Raw genomic sequence first — 20,888 nt, 5'->3', positions numbered from 1 at the left:
TAAAAACTCCGTTCAATTTTCAGGGGTGGTCCGTCCGGTCTTGAATTAAAAAAGGGGGGGGCGGCGGGCCCCCCCCCCCCCCCCCCACCCGCGATTCACAACTCAATCGCCAGTCGCAGCGATCGACCGATCAGGACTTGGGGATCTCCTGGTCCGGGACGACCTTGCCGCCCTGCACCTTGAACGCCCAGACCTTGACCTGCGCCGGGTCCAGCTCGCCGCCCTCGACGAACTTGTAGCTGGCCGCCACGCCCTCGCCGCTGTAGCCCTTCACGAACTCCAGCAGGTCGGCGCGGGAGGACTTGCCGGCCTTGATGCCCGCCAGCAGGATGTTCGCCGCGTCGAACGCGGTGTCGCTGTAGGTGCCCGGGTCGGCGCCGTTGAGCGCCTTGTAGTCGGCGGCGAAGGTGCCGCGCGCCTCGGTGGACGGCTGGCAGGGGCAGGTGAGGATGGTGCCCTCGGCAGCCGCCGCGCCGGCGGAGGTGATGTACGCGCCGTCGTTGACGCCGTCACCGGCGACCAGCGGGGCGGTGACGCCGGCAGCGGTGAGCTGCTTGCGGATCAGGCCGGCCTCCTGGTAGTAGCCACCGTAGAAGACCGCCTTGACGTTCGCGGCCTTGACCTTGGTGACCACACCGGAGAACTCGGTCTGCTTGCCCTCGCCCTGGACCTTGTCGCTACCCACGACCGCCGGGCCGAGCACCTTCTTGACCTCGTCAGCCAGGCCCGCGCCGTACGCCGACTGGTCGTCGATGACGTAGACCCGGTCGGCCTTCATCACGTTCTTCATGTAGTTGCCGGCGGCCGGGCCCTGGCTGAAGTCGTTGCCGACCGCGCGGAAGAACGTCTTCCAGCCCTGCTCGGCGAGGCTGGGCCGAGTCGCGGAGGGGGTGATGGTGACCAGGCCGGCCTCGCTGAACAGCGGACCGGCGGCCTCCGACTCGCCCGAGTAGGCCGGACCCACCACGCCGAGGATCTTGGCGTCGTCGATCGCCTTCTGGGCCAGCTGCGGCGCCTGGTCCGGGCTGCCCTGCGAGTCGAGCTCGGCGAGCTCCACCTTGCAGTCGGCGTTCTCCTTGTTGTACTTGTCGACCGCCAGCTTGACGCCGTTCTTCTCGTTGATGCCCAGCGCGGCCGAGCTACCGGTCAGCGCGCCGAAGAAAGCGATCTTGCTCCCGCAGGCGCTGCCCCCGGACGCTTCGTCGTCGCTGCCGCTGGAACAAGCGGTACCACCGGCGACGAGCGCCAGCATGGCGACCCCGCCGATCACGCGTGCGAGCTTCTGCCTCAAGGCCCGAACCCTCCTCCGTCCATGGTCCGAACCACCCGCTGCTGATTGGCACTTGCGGGGGGCGGACGAACCAGACCGTCGTCGCCGGTCTGGGCCGGGACGTTATCCCACCGGCCAGCGGTGGCGTAAGACCCGGAAAGCGGGGTTGACCGAACCGTTACACGCCGTGGCGGATTCCCGACGCTTCCCGTAAGAACCGAAGGCGACGCACGGCGTTCACCGAGGTTTCATCGGTAACGGGTCAACCCGCCATCGCCCGCTACTCATCGACGGCCGGCAACGCCGCCCACCAGGCACGGGAGCTTTTCCCGTCGTCGGCGACCACAAGCAATCCGGACTCACCGGCGGCCACCGCCAGCGCGGCGTCCCCGCGGTCCGGCACCGACGCCGGGACGATCACCGGCCGCCACGACGCGCCACCGTCACCCGAGATCCACAGCCGCCGATCCGCGCCGTCCCCGGTCGCCGCGAGCAGCCGGCCGCCGACGCCCACCAGGCCCGCCACCGACAGCACCCCCGGGCCGGCCGCGCCGAACCCGCCCACCCGCTGCCAACCGTCCGACGACCCCGCCGGCGCGCGCCACACCGCGAAGCCGTCCCGAACCGGACCCACCACGGTCGGCGCGCCGTCGCGCGTCACGACCCGCTCCGCCGACCCGCCGCCCGCCGACACCGGCAGCGCAGACCGCCGCCACGACCGGCCGTCCACCGACGACCAGGCCAACGGCATCAGGGCGGCGCCGCCGGTCGGCAGCAACGACCCCACCACCAGCCAGCCGGAGCCCACCGCCACCGCGTCGTACGCCGCCGTCCGGCCCCGGCCGTCGCCGGCCAGGTCCGACGCCCCGTCGCGCAGCACGAACCCGCCGGCGTCCGGCGAGGACCACACCGCCGCCCCGTCGACGCGCGCCCCGGCGATCAACCAGCCCGCCGGCCCGGCCGCCAGCCGCGCCGCGCTCACCGCGCGCGGCCCGCCGAACAACTCGAACGCCGCCGGCACCTCCCGCACCGGCCCGCCCGGACGCCACACCCACGTTCCGGTACGCGGATTGCCGTGCACACCACCCGTCTTCGCGCCGAGCGCCGCCATCCCGTCGTCGCGGCAGGCCACCGCGTAGAGCACGTGCTGCCGGCCGTAGAACGTCTGCGCCCGCACCGGCAACGCCGACCAGCTCAGCCCGTCCGCGCTGAACCAGGCCGCCGGCCGGGTCTCCCCCGCGCCGTCGACCAGCCCGCCGACCGCGTACCAACGGTTCCCGCAGTGCGCCGCGTCGCGCAGCAGCGGCCGACCCGCGACGCCCGCCGGCACGGGCAACTCGACCGCCCGCCAGGCCGGGCGCACCGGGACCGGATCAGCGGGCCGCTCCGGCGTAGACCGGCAGGCGGTCAGCAGCACCGCCACGCCGGCCACCACGGCGAACACCGACCTGAGGCGCGGAGAAGGCATGCATCCGATCCTATCGATCGGCAGCCTCCCCGGCGGGCCGTTCGTCGCCGGCGGTGGGTCAGGACGCGGGCTGCGCCACCTCGCCGCCGGCGGTCTCCGCGAGGATCCGCTCGGCGACCTCCTTCATGGTCATCCGGTGGTCCATCGCGGTGCGCTGGATCCACTTGAACGCCTGCGGCTCGGTCATGCCGTACGTCGTCATCAGCGCGCCCTTGGCCCGCTCGACGGTCTTGCGGATCTCCAGCCGGTCGGTGAGGCCGGCCACCTCCGCCTCCAGGGCGGAGATCTCCGAGTACCGGGACAGCGCGATCTCCACCGCAGGCACCAGGTCGCTCTTCTGGAACGGCTTGACCAGGTACGCCATCGCGCCGGCCGCCCGGGCCCGCTCGACCAGGTCACGCTGGCTGAACGCGGTCAGGATGATCACGGGGGCGATGCGCGCGCCGGCGATCCGCTCGGCGGCGGCCAACCCATCCATGATCGGCATCTTGATGTCGAGGATGACCAGATCGGGCTTGAGGTCCTCGGCGAGCTTGACGGCGGTCTCCCCGTCGCCGGCCTCGCCGACCACCTCGTACCCCTCCTCGACCAGCATCTCGGCCAGGTCCAGCCGGATCAGCGCCTCGTCCTCGGCGATCAGAACGCGCTTGCGCTCGGCATCCGTCTGCATCTCGCCCACGAGCCACTCCCACCATCGATCCCGGCACGGTCACCACCCATGCTCCCGCATGAGCGTAGTCGGGTACAGTTACCCCACCCCGCCGGGATGGTGGAACGGCATACACGGAAGTCTCAAACACTTCTGCCCGAAAGGGCTTGCGGGTTCGAATCCCGCTCCCGGCACTCTTGTCATACGCCTGTTCGAAGATGCTGCTGTGCATCCTCCCGAAATGCGGGCGCGGGCCCGCGCCCTCCGCGCCCGGGGTCACGACATCCGATCGGTTGCCCGCAGCCTCTCCCTGCCCTACACCACCGTCTGGCACTGGTGCGTCGACCGGCCGGAGCCGGCGGTCTTCGGCAGCGCCGTCCGGTGCTTCCGTTGCCGCCCCGACCAGGACGATCCACCCGATCAGGCCGCCTACGCCTACCTGCTCGGGCTCTATCTGGGCGACGGACACCTGGTCACCACCGACCGGACGCCGGTGCTCCGCATCTGTTGTGCGGACGCCTGGCCCAACCTGATCAGCCAGTGCGACGCCGCGATGCGCGCGGTGTTGGCAAACAAGGTGCAGCACATCCAGAAGCGCGGCTGTGTCGCCGTGCAGAGCACCGCGCGTCACTGGCCGTGTTTGTTCCCGCAACACGGTCCGGGCAGAAAGCACGAACGCCCGATCGTCCTGGCCGAGTGGCAGCGCACCATCGTCGAGGCGCAGGCGGGCGACTTCCTGCGGGGCCTGTTCCACTCCGACGGCTGCCGCTTCGCCAACCAGGTCACCGTGCGCGGGAGGCGGTATGTCTACCCGCGCTACATGTTCCACAACGAGTCCACCGACATCATGGGTCTCTGTCAGTGGGCGCTCGACCTGCTCGGCATCGCCTGGCGGATGAACCGCCGCAACTCGCTGTCCGTCGCGCGCCGGGAGGCGGTCGCCGCGCTGGACCGGCACGTCGGCCCGAAGTCCTGACCGGCCGCCACGGCCGGGCGCGCGCCTCGACCGGACGCGCGGCGGGTCGCCTCAGATGGCCGCCAGCGCCCGCGCCAGATCGGCCCGCAGGTCCTCCGGGTCCTCCAGCCCGACCGACACGCGCAGCAGCGCGCCGCCCGGCTTGGCGTCGCCCTCGACCGGCCGGTGCGTCAGCGACGCCGGGTGCTGGATCAGCGTGTCGACGCCGCCGAGCGAGACGGCGTGCGTGATCAGTTCGCAGGCGCCGGCGACCGTGGCGGCGGCGGGCGCGCCGCCGCGTACCTCGAAGGCGAGGAGGCTGCCGCCGCCGGACATCTGGCGGCCGACCAGCCCGGTCGGGTCGTGCCGGGACGGGTGGTGGACCCGCTCGACGGCGGGGTGGCCGGCGAGCCAGGCGGCGAGTTTCTCGGCGCCGGCCTGCTGGGCGCGGACCCGCAGCGGGAGGGTCTGGAGGCCGCGGTGCAGCAGGTACGCGCCGAGCGGGTGCAGGACGGCGCCGGTGACGGCGCGCACCTGGCGCAGCCGGGCGGCCCAGTCGGGCGCGCAGGCGACGACGCCGGCGAGGACGTCGCCGTGGCCGCCGATGCTCTTGGTGGCGCTGTGCAGGACGAGCGCGGCGCCGTGCCGGGCGGGCTGCTGGAGGACGGGCGTGGCCACGGTGTTGTCGACGAGCAGCGGGACGTCGCCGGCGGCGGTGGCGAGCGCGGCGATGTCGACGAGGTCGAGCGTCGGGTTGGCCGGGGTCTCCACCACGACGAGCGCGGTGTCGGGGCGGATCGCGGCGGCGACGTCGTCGGCGCGGGCCCAGGTGACCTCGGTGCCGAGCAGGCCGGTGGCGAGGACGTGGTCGGTGCCGCCGTAGAGCGGGCGGACGGCGACGACGTGGCGCTTGCCGTCGCGGGTGGCGGCGAGCAGGGTGGCGGTGAGCGCGGCCATGCCGCTGGCGAAGGCGACCGCCTCGGCGGTGCCTTCGAGGTGGGCGAGCGCGGTCTCGAAGCGGGCCACGGTGGGGTTCCAGAGCCGCTGGTAGACGGCGCTGCCGCCGGCCGGGAGCGGGTTGCCGGTGGCGAGCGTCTCGTAGTCGTCGCCGCCGCCGGCGACCGAGGGTAGCGGGTTGGTGGTGGAGAGGTCGATGGGCGGGACGTGGACGCCGAGCCCGGCGAGGTCGTCACGCCCGGCGTGCACGGCTGCGGTGTCCACGGCGGTCATGCCGGGAAGCGTCGAACATGACGCTGGGTCAGGACAAGGGGAGCGAAGAAGATTCTGATGATCTCGCTTTCGCCCGGAGCTTGTTCGGTGGAGGATGTCGGCATGCCTCTCGCACCGAATGATGTACGGCCGTTTTCCGCCCTCGACGACGTCGACCGCGCGATCCTCTCCGAGCTGACCGCGGACGGCCGGCTGCCGAACAACGCGCTCGCCGAGCGGGTGGGGGTGGCGCCGTCGACGTGTCTGACGCGTACCCGGGCGCTGCGGGAGTGCGGGGCGATCCGCGGCTTCCACGCCGAGGTGGATCCGGCGGCGGTGGGCCTGCCGTTGCAGGCGTTGGTGTCGGTGCGGTTGACCGCGCACGAGCGGGCGGCGGTGGACGCGTTCCGGGCCCGGTCGGTGCGGCTGCCCGGGGTGGTGTCGGTGTTCCACGTGGCCGGTGCGGAGGACTACGTGCTGCACGTGCGGGCGGCCTCCGGGGACGCGTTGCGGGACTTCGTGCTCGACCACCTGGCGGTCGATCCGGCGGTGCAGCACACCCAGACCAGTCTGATCTTCGAGCAGGCCCGGGGTATGGGCTGACCCACTCGGCGGAACAATTCCGGCACGTCGCCGGTTGCACCATCGCGTGATCGACGTACCGATGTCTGTCCTTGACCTTGCCCCGGTGGCCGCGACCGGCAACGCCGGTGAGGCGTTGCGACACACCACCGAGCTGGCCCGCCGCACCGAGGAGCTGGGCTACCGCCGGTTCTGGGTGGCCGAGCACCACAACATGCCGGCGATCGCCAGTTCGGCGCCGGCGGTGCTGCTCGCGCACCTGGCCGCGCACACCAGCACGATCCGGTTGGGCTCGGGCGGGGTGATGCTGCCCAACCACGCGCCGCTGGTGGTGGCCGAGCAGTTCGGCACGCTCGACGCGCTGCACCCGGGCCGGATCGACCTGGGCATCGGGCGGGCTCCCGGTACCGACCAGGGGACGGCGCTGGCGTTGCGCCGCACCGTGGAGGGCCTGTCCGCCGAGCACTTCCCGCGCGAGCTGGCCGACCTGATGAACTACTTCAGCGGCGCCGAGCCGGGTCCGATCACCGCGACGCCGGGGCGCGGGCAGTCGCCGCAGGTGTGGCTGCTCGGGTCGAGCGGCTTCAGCGCCCAGCTCGCCGGCCTGCTCGGGTTGCCGTTCTCGTTCGCGCACCACTTCAGCGCGCAGCACACCGTCCCGGCGTTGCAGCTCTACCGGCAGCACTTCCGGCCGTCGCAGTGGCTGGACCGGCCGTACGCGATGGTGGCGGTCAACGCGGTCTGCGCGGAGACCGACGAGCGGGCGGAGTGGCTGGCCGGTCCGGCCGGGCTGTCGTTCCTGAAGCTGCGGTCGGGGCGGCCGGAGCCGCTGGTCACGCCGGAGGAGGCGGCGGCCTATCCGTACTCCGCGCTGGAGCGGGAGTTCGTGGCGCAGCGTCGCGACGGTCAGGCGACCGGTTCGCCGGAGACGGTGGCCCGGCAGCTCGGGACGCTGCTGGAGCGCACCGGCGCGGACGAGCTGATGCTGACCGCGATGGTCTACGACGTGGAGGACCGGGTCCGCTCGTTCGAGCTGATCGCCGAGAAGGTGGCCGGTGGGCTGCGCCGGGACGGCTGAAACACGCTCTTCATAGCCACGTCACCGCAGCGTCGCGTGGGACGCATAACTTTGTCCCCGGTGGTGGTACGGCATTCCCGGTCGGGACGGGTCGGGAATGCTGCGGTGTGGTGCACCGGGTCGCCGGCTGAGCGGATTCCGCGGCCGGCGACCCGGTGCCTGCCGTTTCAGCGCAGGTAGATGTTCGGCGCGGCCGGCGTGCTCATGCCGTCCCCGAGGTGGAAGCCCGGGTGCGGCGGCTGGTTGTAGGCGGTGTTCTGCCAGGCGACGGCGACCCGGTACTGCGGGTCGTGCATCAGCGTCGGCAGGCGCAGGCCGGTGGTGACCGGCGTGCTGTAGATGCGCAGCGCCGAGCTGTCGGCGGTGCGCCAGACCACCTCCTCGCGCCAGTCGCCGAGCAGGTCGGCGGAGAGCGCCGGGGTGAACTTGGTGCCGTTGTTGGACGCGACGTTGCTGCCGGTGAGCAGTCGCGTCTCGCCACCGGTGCCGTACTTGTCAATCTTGGTGCCGTCGAGCAGTTCGCGGACCGGGTCGCCGTCCCACCAGATCAGGAAGTTGGCCGAGGACGGCTTGCGGCCGACGTTCTGCCCGCGCGTGTTGAGCAGGCCGTCGACCGCCGAGGACCAGGACTCGGCGCCGGGGCTGCCGGCCCAGATGTCGTCGGAGACGCCGCGACCGTTGTCGCCGCTCGGCGCGGTCTGCCAGAGGATCTGACCGGTACGCGCGTCGGACATCCACGAACTGGGCTTGCTGCCGTCCTCGTCGACCTTGAAGACCTCCAGGCCGGCGCGGGACGGGTCGAGGTCGCCGACGTGCAGCGCGTCGCCGTGCCCGTTGCCGGTCGAGTAGAGCAGCCGGCCGTTGTCGTCGATGGTGGCGGCCCCGTACACGATCTCCTGACGGCCGTCGTTGTCCACGTCGGCCACCGAGAGCTGGTGGTTGCCCTGACCGGCGGCGGCGCCGTTGCCGGAGGCGTTGGAGTCGAACGTCCACCGCTTGCGCAACGTGCCGTCGCGGAAGTCCCAGGCGGCGATCACCGCGCGGGTGTAGTAGCCGCGCGCCATGATCAGCGACGGGCGCTGCCCGTCCAGGTAGGCGGTGCCGGCGAGGAACCGGTCGACCCGGTTGCCGTACGAGTCGCCCCAGGAGGAGACCGTGCCGCGCGGCGGGTCGTAGTCGACGGTGGACAGCGCCGCGCCGGTGCGCCCGTCGAACATGGTCAGGTACTCCGGGCCGGCGAGCACGTAGCCGCTGGAGTTGCGGTGGTCGGCCGAGGACGAGCCGATCACCTGGCCGGTGCCGGAGCGCGAGCCGTCGGCGGTCTTCATGGCCACCTCGGCGTCCCCGTCGCCGTCGTAGTCGTACACCTGGAACTGGGTGTAGTGGGCGCCGGCGCGGATGTTGCGGCCCAGGTCGATCCGCCACAGTCGGGCGCCGCTCAGGGTGTAGGCGTCCACGTAGACGTTGCCGGTGTAGCCGGACTGCGAGTTGTCCTTGGCGTTCGACGGGTCCCACTTGAGCACGAACTCGTAGCGGCCGTCGCCGTCGAGGTCGCCCACGCTGGCGTCGTTGGCCGAGTAGCTGTACGCCTCCCCGCTCGGCGTGGTGCCGCCGGGCGGGGCCTGGATCGGCACGTCCAGGTAGCCGTTGGCGAACTGGAGCGCCGGGGCGGACGCCGCCTGCTCGGCGCCGTTCACCACGGCCCGCACGGTGTACGCGGAACCGGCCGCCGCGCCGGCGTCCAGGTAGCTGGTGGCGCCGGTGATCGGGCTCGCGTTGACCTTGGTGGCGCCGCGGTAGAGGTTGAACGACACGCCCGAGGTCTCGGTGCCGAGCAGCCGCCAGGAGACCAGGTTCCCGCTGCCGGAGCGGACGCTGACCAGCCCCCGGTCGAGCTTCTCCATCTGCTTCGCGCCGGCCGGCGGAGTGGTGGGTGGCGGCGTGGTCGGGGGCGGCGAGGTGGGCGGCGGCGTGGTCGGGGGCGGCGTGGTCGGGCCGGACGTCGTCGGCGTCGCGGTCGGGGGTGCGCCGGTGCACGTGGTGCCGTTCAGGGTGAACGTGGTGGGGGCCGGGTTGCTGGCGTTGTTCCAGGAGGCGTTGAAACCGAAGTTCGCGGTGCCACCGGTGCCGATGGCGGCGTTGTAGCCGGCGTCGCGGGCGGTGACCTGGACGCCGGACTGGCTGACCGTGGCGTTCCACGCCTGGGCGACCTGCTGACCGGCGGCGAAGCTCCAGCCGAGTGTCCAGCCGTCGACCGGGTCGCCGAGGTTGGTCACGGTGACGTCGGCGCCGAAGCCGCCGCCCCACTGGTTGGTGATCCGGTAGTCGACCCGGCAGGCGGCGGCCGCCGCCGAGGCGGTGACGGTGGTGAGCACGCCGGCCGCCAGCGTGGCCGCCGACACCGCGGCGAGCAGGGCTAGCCGGCGTGAGGTGGTGTGGTGCACGGGGGTTGCCTTTCGCGAAGGTCGGGCACGCGGCGACGCCGGCCTGCCCGGGCCGGCGGGAGTGTGCACGTGCGCTGACGCGACGGGAACGTCGACGCATCGACGTTGATGATTAGGCTCCGCGCTCCGCCAGCGTAGCCACCACCGGGCACCCCCACAAGCGCGCCGCGCCCCGACCAACCTCGCCCACCACTCCGAACACGGAGAGTGACGTCTCGGAACCACAGTTCGCGGAACGGCGATATACCACTGAGGCATAAATATGACGGACGGGTATATCGCGCGCGAGCACATCTACCCCGGCCGGCGACACGCCGAGGAACGCGGCGCGCCGGCCGGGATACTGCTCGTCAGCGACGCCTGCGGCTCAACCCTCGACGCGGGCGGCTCAACCCTCGACGGCGGCGGCGAGCGGCCGGGGCTCCCCCGCCTCGACCGACGGCGCCGAGGCGTCGGCCACCGCGACCGTCGGAGCCGGGGCGCCGGCCACCGCAGCCGACGGGGCCGGCGTCGCGGCGAGCGCCGCCTCGACCGTGGCCCGGGCCCGGCGGGCGCGACGCAGCGCGCGTACCGCCAGCACCATGGCGACCAGCCAGCCGGCGCCGAGCACGGCGTAGACCAGGGCCGGCACCGGGCCGCCCAGCTCGCCGGCGCGCAGCAGGGTGCGGGCGTTGGTCAGCACGATCACGCCGCCGATCACGGCGCCGAGCACCTGGGCGGGCACGATGCGGACCAGCCAGGCCGCGATCGGCGCGGCGATCAGACCGCCGATCAGCAGCGCGGCGACGGTCGGCAGCAGGAAGCCCTCCGAGCCGAGGCCGATCAGGAAGCCGACGCTGGCCGCGCCCGCCACCACGAACTCGGAGGTGTCCACCGAGCCGATGACCTTGCGGGGTTCCATCCGGCCGGAGACCAGCAGCGCCGGGGTGGCGACCGGGCCCCAACCGCCACCGCCGGTGGCGTCGACGAAGCCGGCGACGAGCCCGAGCGGGGCCAGGAAGCGGCTACGCAGTCGGCCGGCGGCACGGTTGGCGCGCAGCGGCCGGGAGAAGCGGATCAGCAGGTACGCGCCGAGCGTGAACAGGATGGCGGCCATCCACGGTGCGGCCGACTCGGTGGAGATGGAACTGAGGAACGTGGCGCCGGCGAACGCGCCGATCGCACCGGGCAGCGCGATCCGGCCGACCACCTTCCAGTCGACGTTGCCGAAGCGCCAGTGCGACACACCGGCGGCAAGCGTGGTGCCGATCTCGGCCAGGTGCACCGAGGCGGAGGCCGCCGCCGGCGCGACACCGGCGAAAAGCAGCAGCGTCGAGGACGTCAGCCCGTACGCCATGCCGAGCGCGCCGTCGACCAGTTGCGCGAGGAGCCCGACGAGGGCGAGTACCAGTAGCTTGCGCACGAGCGCCCCCTGACTTTTCGGTATCTCCTATCAACTTGGTCGACAATGCGGCACGGAGGCACCCCGGGTCAAGTCCCCCATCCGGTTGGTGGGACACGCCGGACGGCCCCGCCGGCACGCGGGACGGCGGTCGAGTGCGCACGGGACGGCGGTCGAGGGCAGGCGGGAGTGGCAGGCGGGACGGCGTGGGCGGCGCCTCGCGGTGTGCGGCCGTCAGCTCCAGGCGCGCGGGTCGGCGGCCAGCTCGTTGACCCGGGCGGGCAACGTGCCGGTGGCCACGTCGGCGATCGTGACCAGCTCCAGGATCTCCCGCTCGCTGGCCCGCAGCGCGATCCACACGTCCTGCAACGCGCGGGCCGCGCCCTGGTAGCCGAGCTGCTCCGGGCGGTGGCCGCGGACGTGCGCCAGCGGCCCGTCGATCACCCGGATCACCTCGGCCAGGGAGATCTCCCCGGCCGGACGGGCCAGCCAGTAGCCCCCCTCGGGGCCCCGCTGGGCGTGCACGATGCCGCCCCGGCGGAGCTGGAGCAGGATGCTCTCCAGGAACTTGGGCGGGATGTCCTGCGAGCGGGCGATCTGCTCGGCGGTCACCGGCCGGCTCCGCCCGGCGGCCGTGCCCTCGGCGACCGTGCCCTCGGCGACCGAGGCCAGCTCGGCAGCCGCACGGAGGGCATAGTCGACCCGGGCGGAGAGACGCATGCCGGCAAGGTTAGTCGCCTGTTCAGCCGCCCGGTCTCCCGACCCTCGGCCGAACGGTCACGGTTGCCGGGTCAGCCACCCACCCGACGCAGCAGCCCCTCCTGCACGGCGCTGGCGATGTGCCGGCCGTCGGTGGTGAACATCCGGCCGGTGGCCAGGCCCCGGGCACCCGACGCGGACGGGCTCCAGCAGTCGTAGAGGAACCACTCGTCGGCGCGGAACGACCGGTGGAACCAGAGCGCGTGGTCGAGGCTCGCGCCCACCACCCCGCCCGGCCCCCACACCTCGCCGTGCACGGACAGCACCGAGTCGAGCAGCGTCAGGTCCGAGGCGTACGTCAACGCGCAGGCGTGCAGCAGCGGATCGTCCGGCAGCTTGCCGTCGATGCGCATCCAGACCCGCTGGTGCGGCTCGGCCGGGCGGTCGCCGGGGCGTACCCAGCCGGGCTCGCCGACGTACCGGACGTCGATCGGGCGCGGGATCTGCCCCCAGATGCCGAGCCGCTCCGGGTAGCGGGACAACCGGTCGGTCATGGTGGGCACGTCGTCCGGGCCGGGCACGTCGGGTGGAAGCGGGGCGTGGTGGTCCAGCCCTTCCTCCTGCCGTTGGAACGACGCCGACATGAAGAAGATCGGCTTGTCGTGCTGGAGCGCCACCGATCGGCGCACCGAGAAGGACCGGCCGTCGCGGACGTTCTCCACCTGGTAGTCGATCGGCTCGGCCGGGTCGCCGGGCCGCACGAAGTATCCGTGCAGGGAGTGCACGGCGCGCTCCGGGCCGACCGTGCGGCCGGCCGCCACCAGCGCCTGACCGGCGACCTGGCCTCCGTAGACCCGCTGCGGGCCGACCTGCGGGCTCATCCCGCGGAAGGCCATCTCGCCGGTCTGCGCGAGGTCCAGCACCTCCAGGAGTTGGTCGACGGCGGCCTGCCCGGTCGCCACCGGAGCGTCACTCACCGCGCTGCCCCTGTTCGCGCCTGCGGGACACGCTGGACCGGCGCACCGCTCGCGCTCACTGGAGGGCCCGGGCCGCCGCGGCGTCGACGAGCGAGCCGAGCTGGTGCACGCGCAGCGTGTTGGTGGAGCCGGGGGTGCCGGGCGGGCTGCCGGCGACGATCACCACGTAGTCGCCCGGGTTGGCCCGGTTCAGGCCGAGCAGCGCCTGGTCGACCTGGCGGAACATGTCGTCGGTGTGCTGCACGAACGGCATCAGGAACGTCTCCACACCCCAGCAGAGCGCGAGCTGGTTGCGCACCTCCGGCACCGGCGTGAACGCCAGCAACGGCAGGTCGCAGTGCAGCCGGCTGAGCCGCTTGACGGTGTCGCCGGTCTGCGAGAACGCCACCATGGCCTTGGCCCCGATGGCGCGGGCGATCGACGACGCGGCGACGGTGAGCGCGCCGCCGTGCGTACGCGGGTCGTGCTGGAGCCGGGGCACGGCGATGGAGCCGGCCTCGGTGGTGGTGACGATCTTCGCCATGGTGCTGACGGTGAGCACCGGGTACTTGCCGACGCTGGTCTCGCCGGAGAGCATCACCGCGTCCGCGCCGTCGAGCACGGCGTTGGCCACGTCGGAGGCCTCGGCGCGGGTCGGGCGGGAGTTCTCGATCATCGAGTCGAGCATCTGGGTGGCCACGATGACCGGCTTGGCGTTCTCCCGGCAGAGCTGCACGGCGCGCTTCTGCACCAGCGGGACCTGATCCAACGGCAGCTCCACGCCGAGGTCGCCCCGGGCGACCATGACGCCGTCGAAGGCGAGCACGATCGCCTCCAGGTGGTCGACCGCCTCCGGCTTCTCGACCTTGGCCAGCACCGGGCGACGGACACCCTCCTCGTCCATGATCGAGTGGACGAGCTTGATGTCGTCCGGCGAGCGGACGAAGGAGAGCGCCACCAGGTCGACGCCGAGGCCGAGGGCGAAGCGCAGGTCCTCGGCGTCCTTGTCGGACATGGCCGGGACGCTGACCGCCACGTTCGGCAGCGAGACGCCCTTGTTGTTGGAGACCGGACCGCCCTCGGTGACCAGGCAGCGGATGTCGTTGCCGGTGACGTCGCTGACCTCGACCGCGACCCGGCCGTCGTCGATCAGCAGCCGGTCGCCCGGCTTCACCTCCTGCGGCAGCTTGCGGTAGGTGCAGGAGACCCGCTCCTTGGTGCCCTCGATCTCGTCGCTGGTGATCACCACGGAGTCGCCGGTGCGCCACTCGTGCGGACCGTCGGCGAAGCGCCCGAGCCGGATCTTGGGGCCCTGGAGGTCGGCGAGCACGGCGACCGGCTGCCCGGCGGCCTCGGCCGCCTCCCGGACCATCCGGCAGACCGACTCGTGGTCGGCGTGACTGCCGTGGCTGAAGTTGAGCCTCGCCACGTTCATGCCGGCCTCGACGAGCCCCCGGATGCGCTCCGGGGACGAGGTGGCGGGGCCCAGAGTGCAGACAATCTTCGCGCGGCGTGTCACGCCCATCAGGCTAGTCTCTCCTCCGGGTCGGCTCACCAGCCGACCCCTTGCGGACTTGCGGAACAGTTGTCCAACGATGCGCGAACAAACGCGCGGGCGGGCGGTAGGCGTACCGCACCGGAACGTCGTGTGGCGGGCATCGGCGACCGCGCGGCCGAAATCGTACCGCCCGTCGTCACCGCCCGACGCGGGGTCCGGGCCGGTCGGCCGGCGGCAGCGTGGGCGGGGCGGAGCACGCCTCGTGCGGGTCGTGGCGGCGCCGGGCCCGGCGCAGCCGGTCCGGTTCGGCCCGTGGGCGGGCCGGACCCGGTCGGTCCCCTCCGGCGCGAGCGGGCTCGGGGAGCCGCCGGGCAGCGCCTGCGGCGCCCGCGCCGCCGCGAGGACGACCGACGGTTCGCCGACCGGGCCGGCGGGAAGCCGGCCGGCCCGGTCAACTCGGCAGGCGCGTCCCCTACCGCCGCGCGGTGGCCGCGCGTGCGCGGCAGTCCCTCAGCTCTCCGCCTTGACCAGCGGGAACTCCAGCGAGCCGGCCGGGCAGAGGAAGGTCAGCACCTCCACCCGGTAGAGCCCGGCCTGCACCGCCGGGTCGGCCTCCATGACGCTGCGTACGTCGTCCACCGAGCCGGTCCGGGCCAGCCCGAAGCCGATCGGCGGGTCGGGTTCCCGGGCCGGCCCGTCCACCGAGCCGTCGATCAGCACGATGCCGCGCCGCTGCAACGCCTGCATGTGCCGCAGGTGCTCGGCCTGCAACCGCTGCACGGTCTCCTCCGGCAGCGCCCGGCCCGAGGGACCGGGGTAGAGCACGATGCACTCGTACGTGTCCAACGCGAAGTCGAGCCGGGGCGTGGCGCCCATGCGCACCTCCTGACCGCCGTCGCGTCCAGCCTCGCACGGGCCGCGTCACCGCGGGGTCGCTCGCCGCAACTGCCCCGGGTCACGGCCGGAACAGGGCGTTCGTCCCGCCGTTGCCAGCGCCTTCCGGGCATTGATATCTTTCCGCGTGCACATCCCCCGGGGCTCGGCCGCGGCCACCTCACCGTGGTTGGCCGGCCCGCCGGGCGACACCGACGTCGACCCGGAGCCGTCCTCGCTGGGTGAGGCCCTCCGCGGGTTCGCGACCCGTACGCTCACCGAGTTCGTGACGCGCTACACGCCGCGCTTCCGGGTGCCCCGCGTCCTCGCCGGGTTCCCGGTGCAGGCGGACGTGCACGCCGACCTGGCCCACGTCCTCGGGCTGCTGCACGCCGGCGGAGCGACCCGGCTCGCCGGCACGCCGATCGACGACGCGTTGCTGACCGTGCTCGGCGCGGTCGACGGCGAGCGGACGCACACGTTCGCCTCCTACCGGGTGGCGGAGACGCTGCGCCGGTTCGGCCCGTGGACGGACAACGCGCTGCTCCCCCGGCTGCCGCCGGAGCGGCGCGAGCAGCTGCGGGCCGCCGTGGACACCGGGCCGCACGAGAGCTGGCTGGACGCCCGGACGCCGCGCAACTACGCGGCCGTGCTGGCCCGGTGCGAGCACGCCCGGGTGGAGCTCGGGCTGCCGGTGGACGCCGCGGCGCTGGACGACCTGGTCCGCCGCACCCGCGACCTGATCGAGGAGACGCCGGGTCGGCAGTTGGACGACTCCACCGACGGCTCCGGCCGGTTCGACATCTACGGCCCGGCCCTGTATCCGGTCGCCGAGCCGCTGGCCGCCCGGATCGGCCCGGCCTGGGCGGCAGGCGCCCGCGACGCGCTCGCCCTGGTGGATCTCGTGGTCACCGACAGCGGGAGCGCCGTCGCCTGGGGTCGCTCCGCCGGGGCGCTGGCCCGCTGCCTCACCGTCGAACTGGCCGGGCTCGTCGCGCGTCGTCCGGAGCTGTCGCCGACCGGCCTCGACGAGTGGGCGGCCCGGGCCCGCGACGCGTTCGACGCGCTCCGCCCCTGGTTCGACCAGGGGTTGATCCAGGCCCACCGGTACCGGTCGACCTACGCGTACCGGGGTCCCGCACGGCGGCTCCAGATGACCCTCGACTGCCTCGGCAAGCTGCTGGACGCGGCGAACTCGCTGGACTCCGTCCCGATGCCGGGCCCGACGCCCCGCCGGCCGCGCGACGCGGTCTTCTTCTTCGACCGGGCCCGCCACGCCGGCGTCTGGTCGTACCGCTCCGCGCAGACCGCGTTCGTCCTGCCGCTTGTCGGGTCCACCGTCTCGGACTACCTGCCCGCCCCGCAGTGGCCCGGCCTGTTCGAGGTGCCGGTGGACAGCGCGCTCGCCACCGGCGTGCCGGTGGCGGTGCGGGACGGGCGTACGGTCGTGCCCGCCGGCCGGCCCGACCGGGTGGTCCACCGGCCGGGCGGCCTGGAGGTGATCCACCACCGCTGGCAGGAGCCCGGCCGGCGGCAGACGCCCGCCGACCTCCCGCCGGTGCCCGCGACGCGGCACGCCCGGTACGAGGTGCGCGGCCGGACCCTGCACGTGCACGAGGAGCTGCGCTTCGACCGGCCGCCGGAGGCGGTCGCGCTCCAGGTGACGGAGGCGGCGGCCCGGCCGCTGCGGGTCGAGTTCGGCGTCGGCCCGGCGGACGTGGTCACCACCGTCGAGGTGGCGGGCGTGTCGGCCTACCGCAGCTACTTCGGCGAGCTGCCGGTCGTGCACCAGGTGGAGGTGGCGCCGGCCACCCGGATGGCGTTCACCTGGTCGGTGACGCCCAAGCTGCGGGTGGCCAGCTCGGCGTACGGCCACCACTACGACGCCCTGCTCTACGGTCCGCTGCGGGACCGGGTGCACGAGGTGGCGCTGGGCCGCGGGCAGCTCGACCGGCACCGGGAGATCCTGGCCGACGTCGACGTGTTCCACCTGCACTGGCCGGAGCGGCTGCTCCCGCCGGAGTTGGCCGGGCACCTCGCGCTGATCGACGCGATCCGGGACAGCGGGGTACGCCTCCTGCTCACCCAGCACAACCTCACGCCGCACGACCGGCAGCCACGGTGGCGGCCGGTCTACCAGGCCTGGGCGGCGGCTGCCGACGGCGTGGTGCACCACAGCGTACGCGGCCGGGACCGGGCGCGCGACGTGCTGCCCTACCCGGACGACGCCCGCCACTGGGTCGTTCCGCACGGGCACTTCGGCGACCTGATGACCGACATCCGCGCCGACGACCGGGCCCGCACCGAGCGGGAGTACGGCCTGCGGCCGGGCGCGCTGCGGCTGGGCGTGATCGGGGCGCCCCGCCCGGAGAAGGACACCGCGCTGGTCATCGACGCGGTGGCCGCGTCCGCCCGCGACGACATCGAGCTGCTGGTCCTCTCCGGCACCCCGGAGCTGCCCCGGTCACCGGACCCCCGGATCCGGGTGGTGCCCTACGACCTGGTGCCCCGCCGCGAGTACAACCGGCGGCTCGCCGCGATCGACGTGCTGGTGCTGCCGTTCCGCGACGGCGAGATGCTGGCCACCGGCACCGTGGCCGACGCGATCGGGCGGGGGCTGCCGGCGCTGGTGTCGCCGTGGCCCTTCCTCACCGAGATGCTCGGCGGGTCCGCCATCCCGTACGGCCGCACCCGGGAGGACCTGACCCGCTGCCTGGACTCGCTCGACGACGCCCGCCTCGACCGGGCCCGCGCCGCGAGCGGGCGGCTACGCGCCACGTACGACTGGGCCCGGGTTGCGGAGTCGCACCTCGCCGCGCTGGAGTCCCTGGGTCCCGCGAAGCTCTGAGGAGAGTGGATGACCGACCAGACCACCGACCGGACCGTGTCGCCGGACCACACCGTCGACCACCCGGCCGCGTTGCGCGTCGCCGCCGCCTCGGTGGCGGCCCGGGCCACCCACGCCCGGCCGTCGTCGCGCCCGGTCGACGTCCGCTACCTCGACGAGCTGCGCCGCCAGCCGCCGGTGGAGTCCGGGCTGGCCGGGTTGCCGGACGAACGGACCCGGATCGGCTTCGTGATCGTCCGCGACGCCGTCAACTTCGGTTCCGGCCTGCACCCGCACCTGGTGAAGCTGCCCGGCCTGTCCGGCGCCCGGACCATCGGCCAGCTCCTGCTCGACCGGGTGCGCCGGGACGGCGTGCCGACGCCCGCGTACCTGGCCGGTCTGGACGCGCGGGCCTGCGCGGAGATGTTCGGCCAGCCCACGCGGGGTCCGGCGTTCACCCTGATGACCATGTTCGCCACCGCCTGGAACGAGCTGGGCGCGTACACCGGGGACCGGTTCGGTGGGGATTATGCGGCGCTGGTGGAGGAGGCGGCCGGGTCGCCGACGGCGATGGTGGCGATCCTGGCCGGGATGCCGCACTGGCGGGACGTCTCCCGCCACGGCGACCTGGACGTGCCGTTCCACAAGCGGGCCCAGCTCGCGACGTACGGCCTGTCGTTGTGCCACGACCCCGGCGGCGCGCGACGGTTCACCGACCTCGGCCGGCTGACCGCGTTCGCGGACAACCTCATCCCGCACGTGCTGATCGAGGACGGGCTGCTGGAGATCGACGCGGAGCTGGCCGACTCGCTGCCGGCCGGCCGGCCGTTGGCGCACGGCAGCCCGGCCGAGGTCGAGCTGCGGGCCGCGGCGGTCGAGATCTGTGAGCGGCTGGCCCACCGGGCGGCGGCGGCCGGCGACCCGGTGCACCCGGTGGAGCTGGCCAGCCTGCTGTGGAAGAAGGGGCAGCAGCCGCGCTACAAGGCCCGGCCCCGGCCCCGCAGCGTCAGCTTCGCCTACTGAGGAGGACGCGGATGCTCCCGGCCGCCCTGCTGATGCGCGCGGACCTGCCCGACCAACTCTTCACCCCCGCCGGCCGGGCCCGGCTGGACCGGCTGGTCAACCTCCCCCCGGAGCCCTGGACCGGCTGGTCCGACGCCACCCCGGCGGCGCTGCGCCGCACCGAGCTGTTGCTGACCGGCTGGGGCTGCCCACGCCTCGGCGTGGCGGAGCTGGCCGCCATGCCCCGCCTGCGGGCGGTGGTCCACACCGGCGGCTCGGTCAAGGACCTGCTCGACCCGGCGGTGTGGGAGCGCGGCGTCCGGGTCACCACCTCGGCGCGGGCCAACGCGGTGCCGGTCGCCGACTACACGGTGGCGATGGTGCTGCTGGCCGGCAAGAACGTCCTCGCCGCCGCCGACCGCTACCGGCGCAGCCTGGACCGCCGCGCCCTGCTGACCGGTTATCCGGCGACGGGCAACGCGGACCGGACGGTCGGGCTGGTCGGCGCGTCCCGGGTCGGCCGGCTGGTGGCGGCCCGCCTGTCGGACCTCGGCTTCCGGCTGCTCTGCCACGACCCGTTCCTGGAGCCGGACGACGCGCGGCGACTCGGCGTACGCCCCGTCGAGCTGGCGCACCTGCTCCGGGAGTCGTCGATCGTCAGCCTGCACGCCCCGCTCACCCCGGAGACGGCCGGGATGATCGACGTGGCCGGGCTGTCGCTGCTGCCCGACGGCGCCACCCTGATCAACACCGCCCGGGCCGGGCTGCTGGACCAGGAGGCGCTGCTCGGGCACCTGCGTACCGGCCGGCTCTCCGCCGTGCTGGACGTGACCGACCCCGAGCCGTTGCCGCTGGACCATCCGCTGCGCGCCCTGCCGAACGTGCTCGTCACGCCGCACGTCGCCGGCGCGCAGGGCAGCGAGCTGCGCCGGCTCGGCGACCAGGCGGTGGAGGAGGTGGACCGGTTCGTCCACGGGCTGCCGGCGGCCGATCCGGTCCTGGCGGAGCGGTTGCCGTTCCTCGCCTGAGCCGGGGCCGCCTCAGCCGTCCAGCTCCGCGCGGTACTTCCAGTAGCGCCGGCCGAACTCGCTGAAGTCGGGGAACTCGTCGGTCCAGAACTTCTTCGGCCCGACGCAGTGCACCAGGGACGCCTGCGCCGGGTCACCGCCGTAGACCGGCTCCAGCCGCCAGCCCATCATGTGGTTCCACCGGTGCGACAGCCGCAGCCAGCGTCCGAACAGGACGTGGTTCAGCGCGTCCTGGTCGGGGTAGCGCGCGGCGTCCGCGTGCCGCCCGATGTAGTCGAGCGCGCGGCCGGTGACGTCCGCGTCGCGCCAGCGGGCGAGGTCGATCAGCAACATGCCGGAGTTGAAGTAGGGCGCCTGCGGGTCCAGCGTGGCCTCCTCCCGCAGCCCCGGCAGCGCGCCCCCGTCGGCCAACCGCCGGGTGTACGCGTCGCGCACCGCGCCGACCACCGCCTCGCCGAGCGCGACGTCGGCGAGCCCGGCCAGCGACCCGGTGCAGAGCATGTCGCAGTCGAGGTAGACCAGCCGGTCCAGCTCGACCGGCACCAGCCAGGGCAGGAACAGTCGCAGGTACATGCCCTGGGAGATGTGTCGCGCGCTGTCCCGGGTGGACAGCGGCAGGTGCGCCACCCGGTCCACCGGTCGGAAGCGCACCTCGCCGCGGTCGCCGACCTGCCGGCGGACCGCGTCGCGCAGGTCCGCCCCGAGCTCGTGGTCGGTGACCAGCCAGAAGGTGGGCGTCGTCAGCGCGCCCTCGCGCAGGATGCTCTCGATGAGGACCCGTGCGTGCGGCACGTACGCCTCGTCGAAGCCGAGTCCGAAGTGCACCGCGTTCCCATCGTCGTCCGGGCGCGCCCGGCGGTGGCGCCGCTGCCAGCTTCGGGCACGGCGGCCGGATTGCCAACCCCGCACGACCCCTATCCGGCAGCGACGGGAGCCGATGTCCGGCCCGCCGGCCGGTAGGCTCGCCCG

Annotated in this window: 17 protein-coding genes and 1 tRNA gene; 7 read left to right on the top strand and 11 right to left on the bottom strand. The window is 73.6% G+C overall.

The window, feature by feature from the left end; all coding sequences use genetic code 11:
- Positions 1-130: 130 nt before the first annotated feature.
- From ACIA6B_RS06535 to ACIA6B_RS06525, 3 genes are all read right to left on the bottom strand, one after another.
- The gene (locus tag ACIA6B_RS06535; RefSeq protein ID WP_107157518.1) at positions 131-1,291 is read right to left on the bottom strand and encodes a branched-chain amino acid ABC transporter substrate-binding protein; all 1,161 of its coding nucleotides are present in this window, start codon (positions 1,289-1,291) and stop codon (positions 131-133) included.
- A gap of 259 nt (positions 1,292-1,550) precedes the next feature.
- A complete protein-coding gene (locus ACIA6B_RS06530; protein ID WP_396771611.1) occupies positions 1,551-2,738 on the bottom strand; it encodes a hypothetical protein in 1,188 nt (395 codons plus the stop codon).
- A 58-nt stretch (positions 2,739-2,796) separates the two neighbouring features.
- Positions 2,797-3,417, bottom strand: coding sequence for an ANTAR domain-containing response regulator (locus ACIA6B_RS06525; RefSeq protein ID WP_396771609.1), 621 nt, complete (start codon positions 3,415-3,417; stop codon positions 2,797-2,799).
- An 81-nt stretch (positions 3,418-3,498) separates the two neighbouring features.
- Between ACIA6B_RS06525 and ACIA6B_RS06520 the strand changes: the two genes are divergently transcribed.
- Positions 3,499-3,581 (top strand) — tRNA-Leu (locus tag ACIA6B_RS06520).
- Positions 3,582-3,628: 47 nt separating this feature from the next.
- Positions 3,629-4,363 (top strand): transcriptional regulator, encoded by a 735-nt coding sequence (locus ACIA6B_RS06515; protein WP_396771607.1) that lies wholly within the window; start codon positions 3,629-3,631, stop codon positions 4,361-4,363.
- 51 nt (positions 4,364-4,414) lie between these two features.
- Here the strand turns inward: ACIA6B_RS06515 and ACIA6B_RS06510 are convergent, their stop codons facing one another.
- Positions 4,415-5,572, bottom strand: coding sequence for a trans-sulfuration enzyme family protein (locus ACIA6B_RS06510; RefSeq protein ID WP_396771605.1), 1,158 nt, complete (start codon positions 5,570-5,572; stop codon positions 4,415-4,417).
- Positions 5,573-5,674: 102 nt separating this feature from the next.
- On the opposite strand from ACIA6B_RS06510, the gene ACIA6B_RS06505 reads away from it, so the two are divergent.
- Complete coding sequence (locus ACIA6B_RS06505; protein ID WP_396771603.1) at positions 5,675-6,154, top strand: Lrp/AsnC family transcriptional regulator; 480 nt, start codon at positions 5,675-5,677, stop codon at positions 6,152-6,154.
- A 61-nt stretch (positions 6,155-6,215) separates the two neighbouring features.
- Positions 6,216-7,211, top strand: coding sequence for an LLM class flavin-dependent oxidoreductase (locus tag ACIA6B_RS06500; protein ID WP_396771601.1), 996 nt, complete (start codon positions 6,216-6,218; stop codon positions 7,209-7,211).
- Between the two features lie 167 nt (positions 7,212-7,378).
- Here ACIA6B_RS06500 and ACIA6B_RS06495 read toward each other — a convergent pair whose 3' ends face one another.
- The 6 genes from ACIA6B_RS06495 to ACIA6B_RS06470 all read right to left on the bottom strand — a co-directional run bounded on the left by ACIA6B_RS06495 (position 7,379) and on the right by ACIA6B_RS06470 (position 15,065).
- Positions 7,379-9,655, bottom strand: a complete 2,277-nt coding sequence (locus tag ACIA6B_RS06495) for a cellulose binding domain-containing protein (protein ID WP_396771599.1) — start codon at positions 9,653-9,655, stop codon at positions 7,379-7,381.
- Positions 9,656-10,043: 388 nt separating this feature from the next.
- Complete coding sequence (locus ACIA6B_RS06490) at positions 10,044-11,057, bottom strand: sulfite exporter TauE/SafE family protein (RefSeq protein ID WP_396771597.1); 1,014 nt, start codon at positions 11,055-11,057, stop codon at positions 10,044-10,046.
- 213 nt (positions 11,058-11,270) lie between these two features.
- Positions 11,271-11,756, bottom strand: a complete 486-nt coding sequence (locus ACIA6B_RS06485) for an Rrf2 family transcriptional regulator (RefSeq protein ID WP_281936446.1) — start codon at positions 11,754-11,756, stop codon at positions 11,271-11,273.
- A gap of 71 nt (positions 11,757-11,827) precedes the next feature.
- Entirely contained in the window at positions 11,828-12,697 is an 870-nt protein-coding gene (locus ACIA6B_RS06480; protein WP_374709214.1) for an acyl-CoA thioesterase II, read from the bottom strand.
- A gap of 70 nt (positions 12,698-12,767) precedes the next feature.
- Positions 12,768-14,216, bottom strand: a complete 1,449-nt coding sequence (gene pyk, locus ACIA6B_RS06475) for a pyruvate kinase (RefSeq protein WP_396771595.1) — start codon at positions 14,214-14,216, stop codon at positions 12,768-12,770.
- 483 nt (positions 14,217-14,699) lie between these two features.
- Positions 14,700-15,065: a YciI family protein gene (locus ACIA6B_RS06470; RefSeq protein ID WP_396771593.1), complete on the bottom strand. Its 366-nt coding sequence runs from the start codon at positions 15,063-15,065 to the stop codon at positions 14,700-14,702.
- A gap of 145 nt (positions 15,066-15,210) precedes the next feature.
- Between ACIA6B_RS06470 and ACIA6B_RS06465 the strand changes: the two genes are divergently transcribed.
- From ACIA6B_RS06465 to ACIA6B_RS06455, 3 genes are read left to right on the top strand one after another with little or no spacing between them, the layout of a single operon-like run.
- On the top strand, positions 15,211-17,910 hold the full coding sequence (locus ACIA6B_RS06465) for a hypothetical protein (protein WP_396771591.1): 2,700 nt from the start codon (positions 15,211-15,213) through the stop codon (positions 17,908-17,910).
- 9 nt (positions 17,911-17,919) lie between these two features.
- Positions 17,920-18,912 (top strand): queuosine salvage family protein, encoded by a 993-nt coding sequence (locus tag ACIA6B_RS06460; RefSeq protein WP_396771589.1) that lies wholly within the window; start codon positions 17,920-17,922, stop codon positions 18,910-18,912.
- A gap of 11 nt (positions 18,913-18,923) precedes the next feature.
- A complete protein-coding gene (locus ACIA6B_RS06455) occupies positions 18,924-19,919 on the top strand; it encodes a hydroxyacid dehydrogenase (RefSeq protein WP_396771587.1) in 996 nt (331 codons plus the stop codon).
- Between the two features lie 12 nt (positions 19,920-19,931).
- Here ACIA6B_RS06455 and ACIA6B_RS06450 read toward each other — a convergent pair whose 3' ends face one another.
- Positions 19,932-20,744 carry a glycosyltransferase family 8 protein gene (locus ACIA6B_RS06450; RefSeq protein ID WP_396771585.1) on the bottom strand — a complete coding sequence of 271 codons (813 nt, stop codon included), beginning with the start codon at positions 20,742-20,744 and terminating at the stop codon, positions 19,932-19,934.
- Positions 20,745-20,888: the final 144 nt, after the last annotated feature.

The sequence above is a fragment of the Micromonospora sp. NPDC051141 genome (genome assembly GCF_044455765.1).
Lineage (GTDB): Bacteria > Actinomycetota > Actinomycetes > Mycobacteriales > Micromonosporaceae > Micromonospora.
The sequence above is the reverse complement of the archived record's forward strand: the minus strand, read 5'-3'. Positions and strand labels throughout refer to the sequence as shown.

Excerpts from the sequence above, each read along its gene's own strand:
- ACIA6B_RS06530 (WP_396771611.1), bottom strand. The coding sequence starts at position 2,738 with ATGCCTTCTCCGCGCCTCAGGTCGGTGTTCGCCGTGGTGGCCGGCGTG.
- pyk (WP_396771595.1), bottom strand. The coding sequence starts at position 14,216 with ATGGGCGTGACACGCCGCGCGAAGATTGTCTGCACTCTGGGCCCCGCC.
- ACIA6B_RS06510 (WP_396771605.1), bottom strand. The coding sequence starts at position 5,572 with ATGACCGCCGTGGACACCGCAGCCGTGCACGCCGGGCGTGACGACCTC.
- ACIA6B_RS06485 (WP_281936446.1), bottom strand. The coding sequence starts at position 11,756 with ATGCGTCTCTCCGCCCGGGTCGACTATGCCCTCCGTGCGGCTGCCGAG.
- ACIA6B_RS06455 (WP_396771587.1), top strand. The coding sequence starts at position 18,924 with ATGCTCCCGGCCGCCCTGCTGATGCGCGCGGACCTGCCCGACCAACTC.
- ACIA6B_RS06460 (WP_396771589.1), top strand. The coding sequence starts at position 17,920 with ATGACCGACCAGACCACCGACCGGACCGTGTCGCCGGACCACACCGTC.
- ACIA6B_RS06505 (WP_396771603.1), top strand. The coding sequence starts at position 5,675 with ATGCCTCTCGCACCGAATGATGTACGGCCGTTTTCCGCCCTCGACGAC.
- ACIA6B_RS06500 (WP_396771601.1), top strand. The coding sequence starts at position 6,216 with ATGTCTGTCCTTGACCTTGCCCCGGTGGCCGCGACCGGCAACGCCGGT.
- ACIA6B_RS06515 (WP_396771607.1), top strand. The coding sequence starts at position 3,629 with ATGCGGGCGCGGGCCCGCGCCCTCCGCGCCCGGGGTCACGACATCCGA.
- ACIA6B_RS06470 (WP_396771593.1), bottom strand. The coding sequence starts at position 15,065 with ATGGGCGCCACGCCCCGGCTCGACTTCGCGTTGGACACGTACGAGTGC.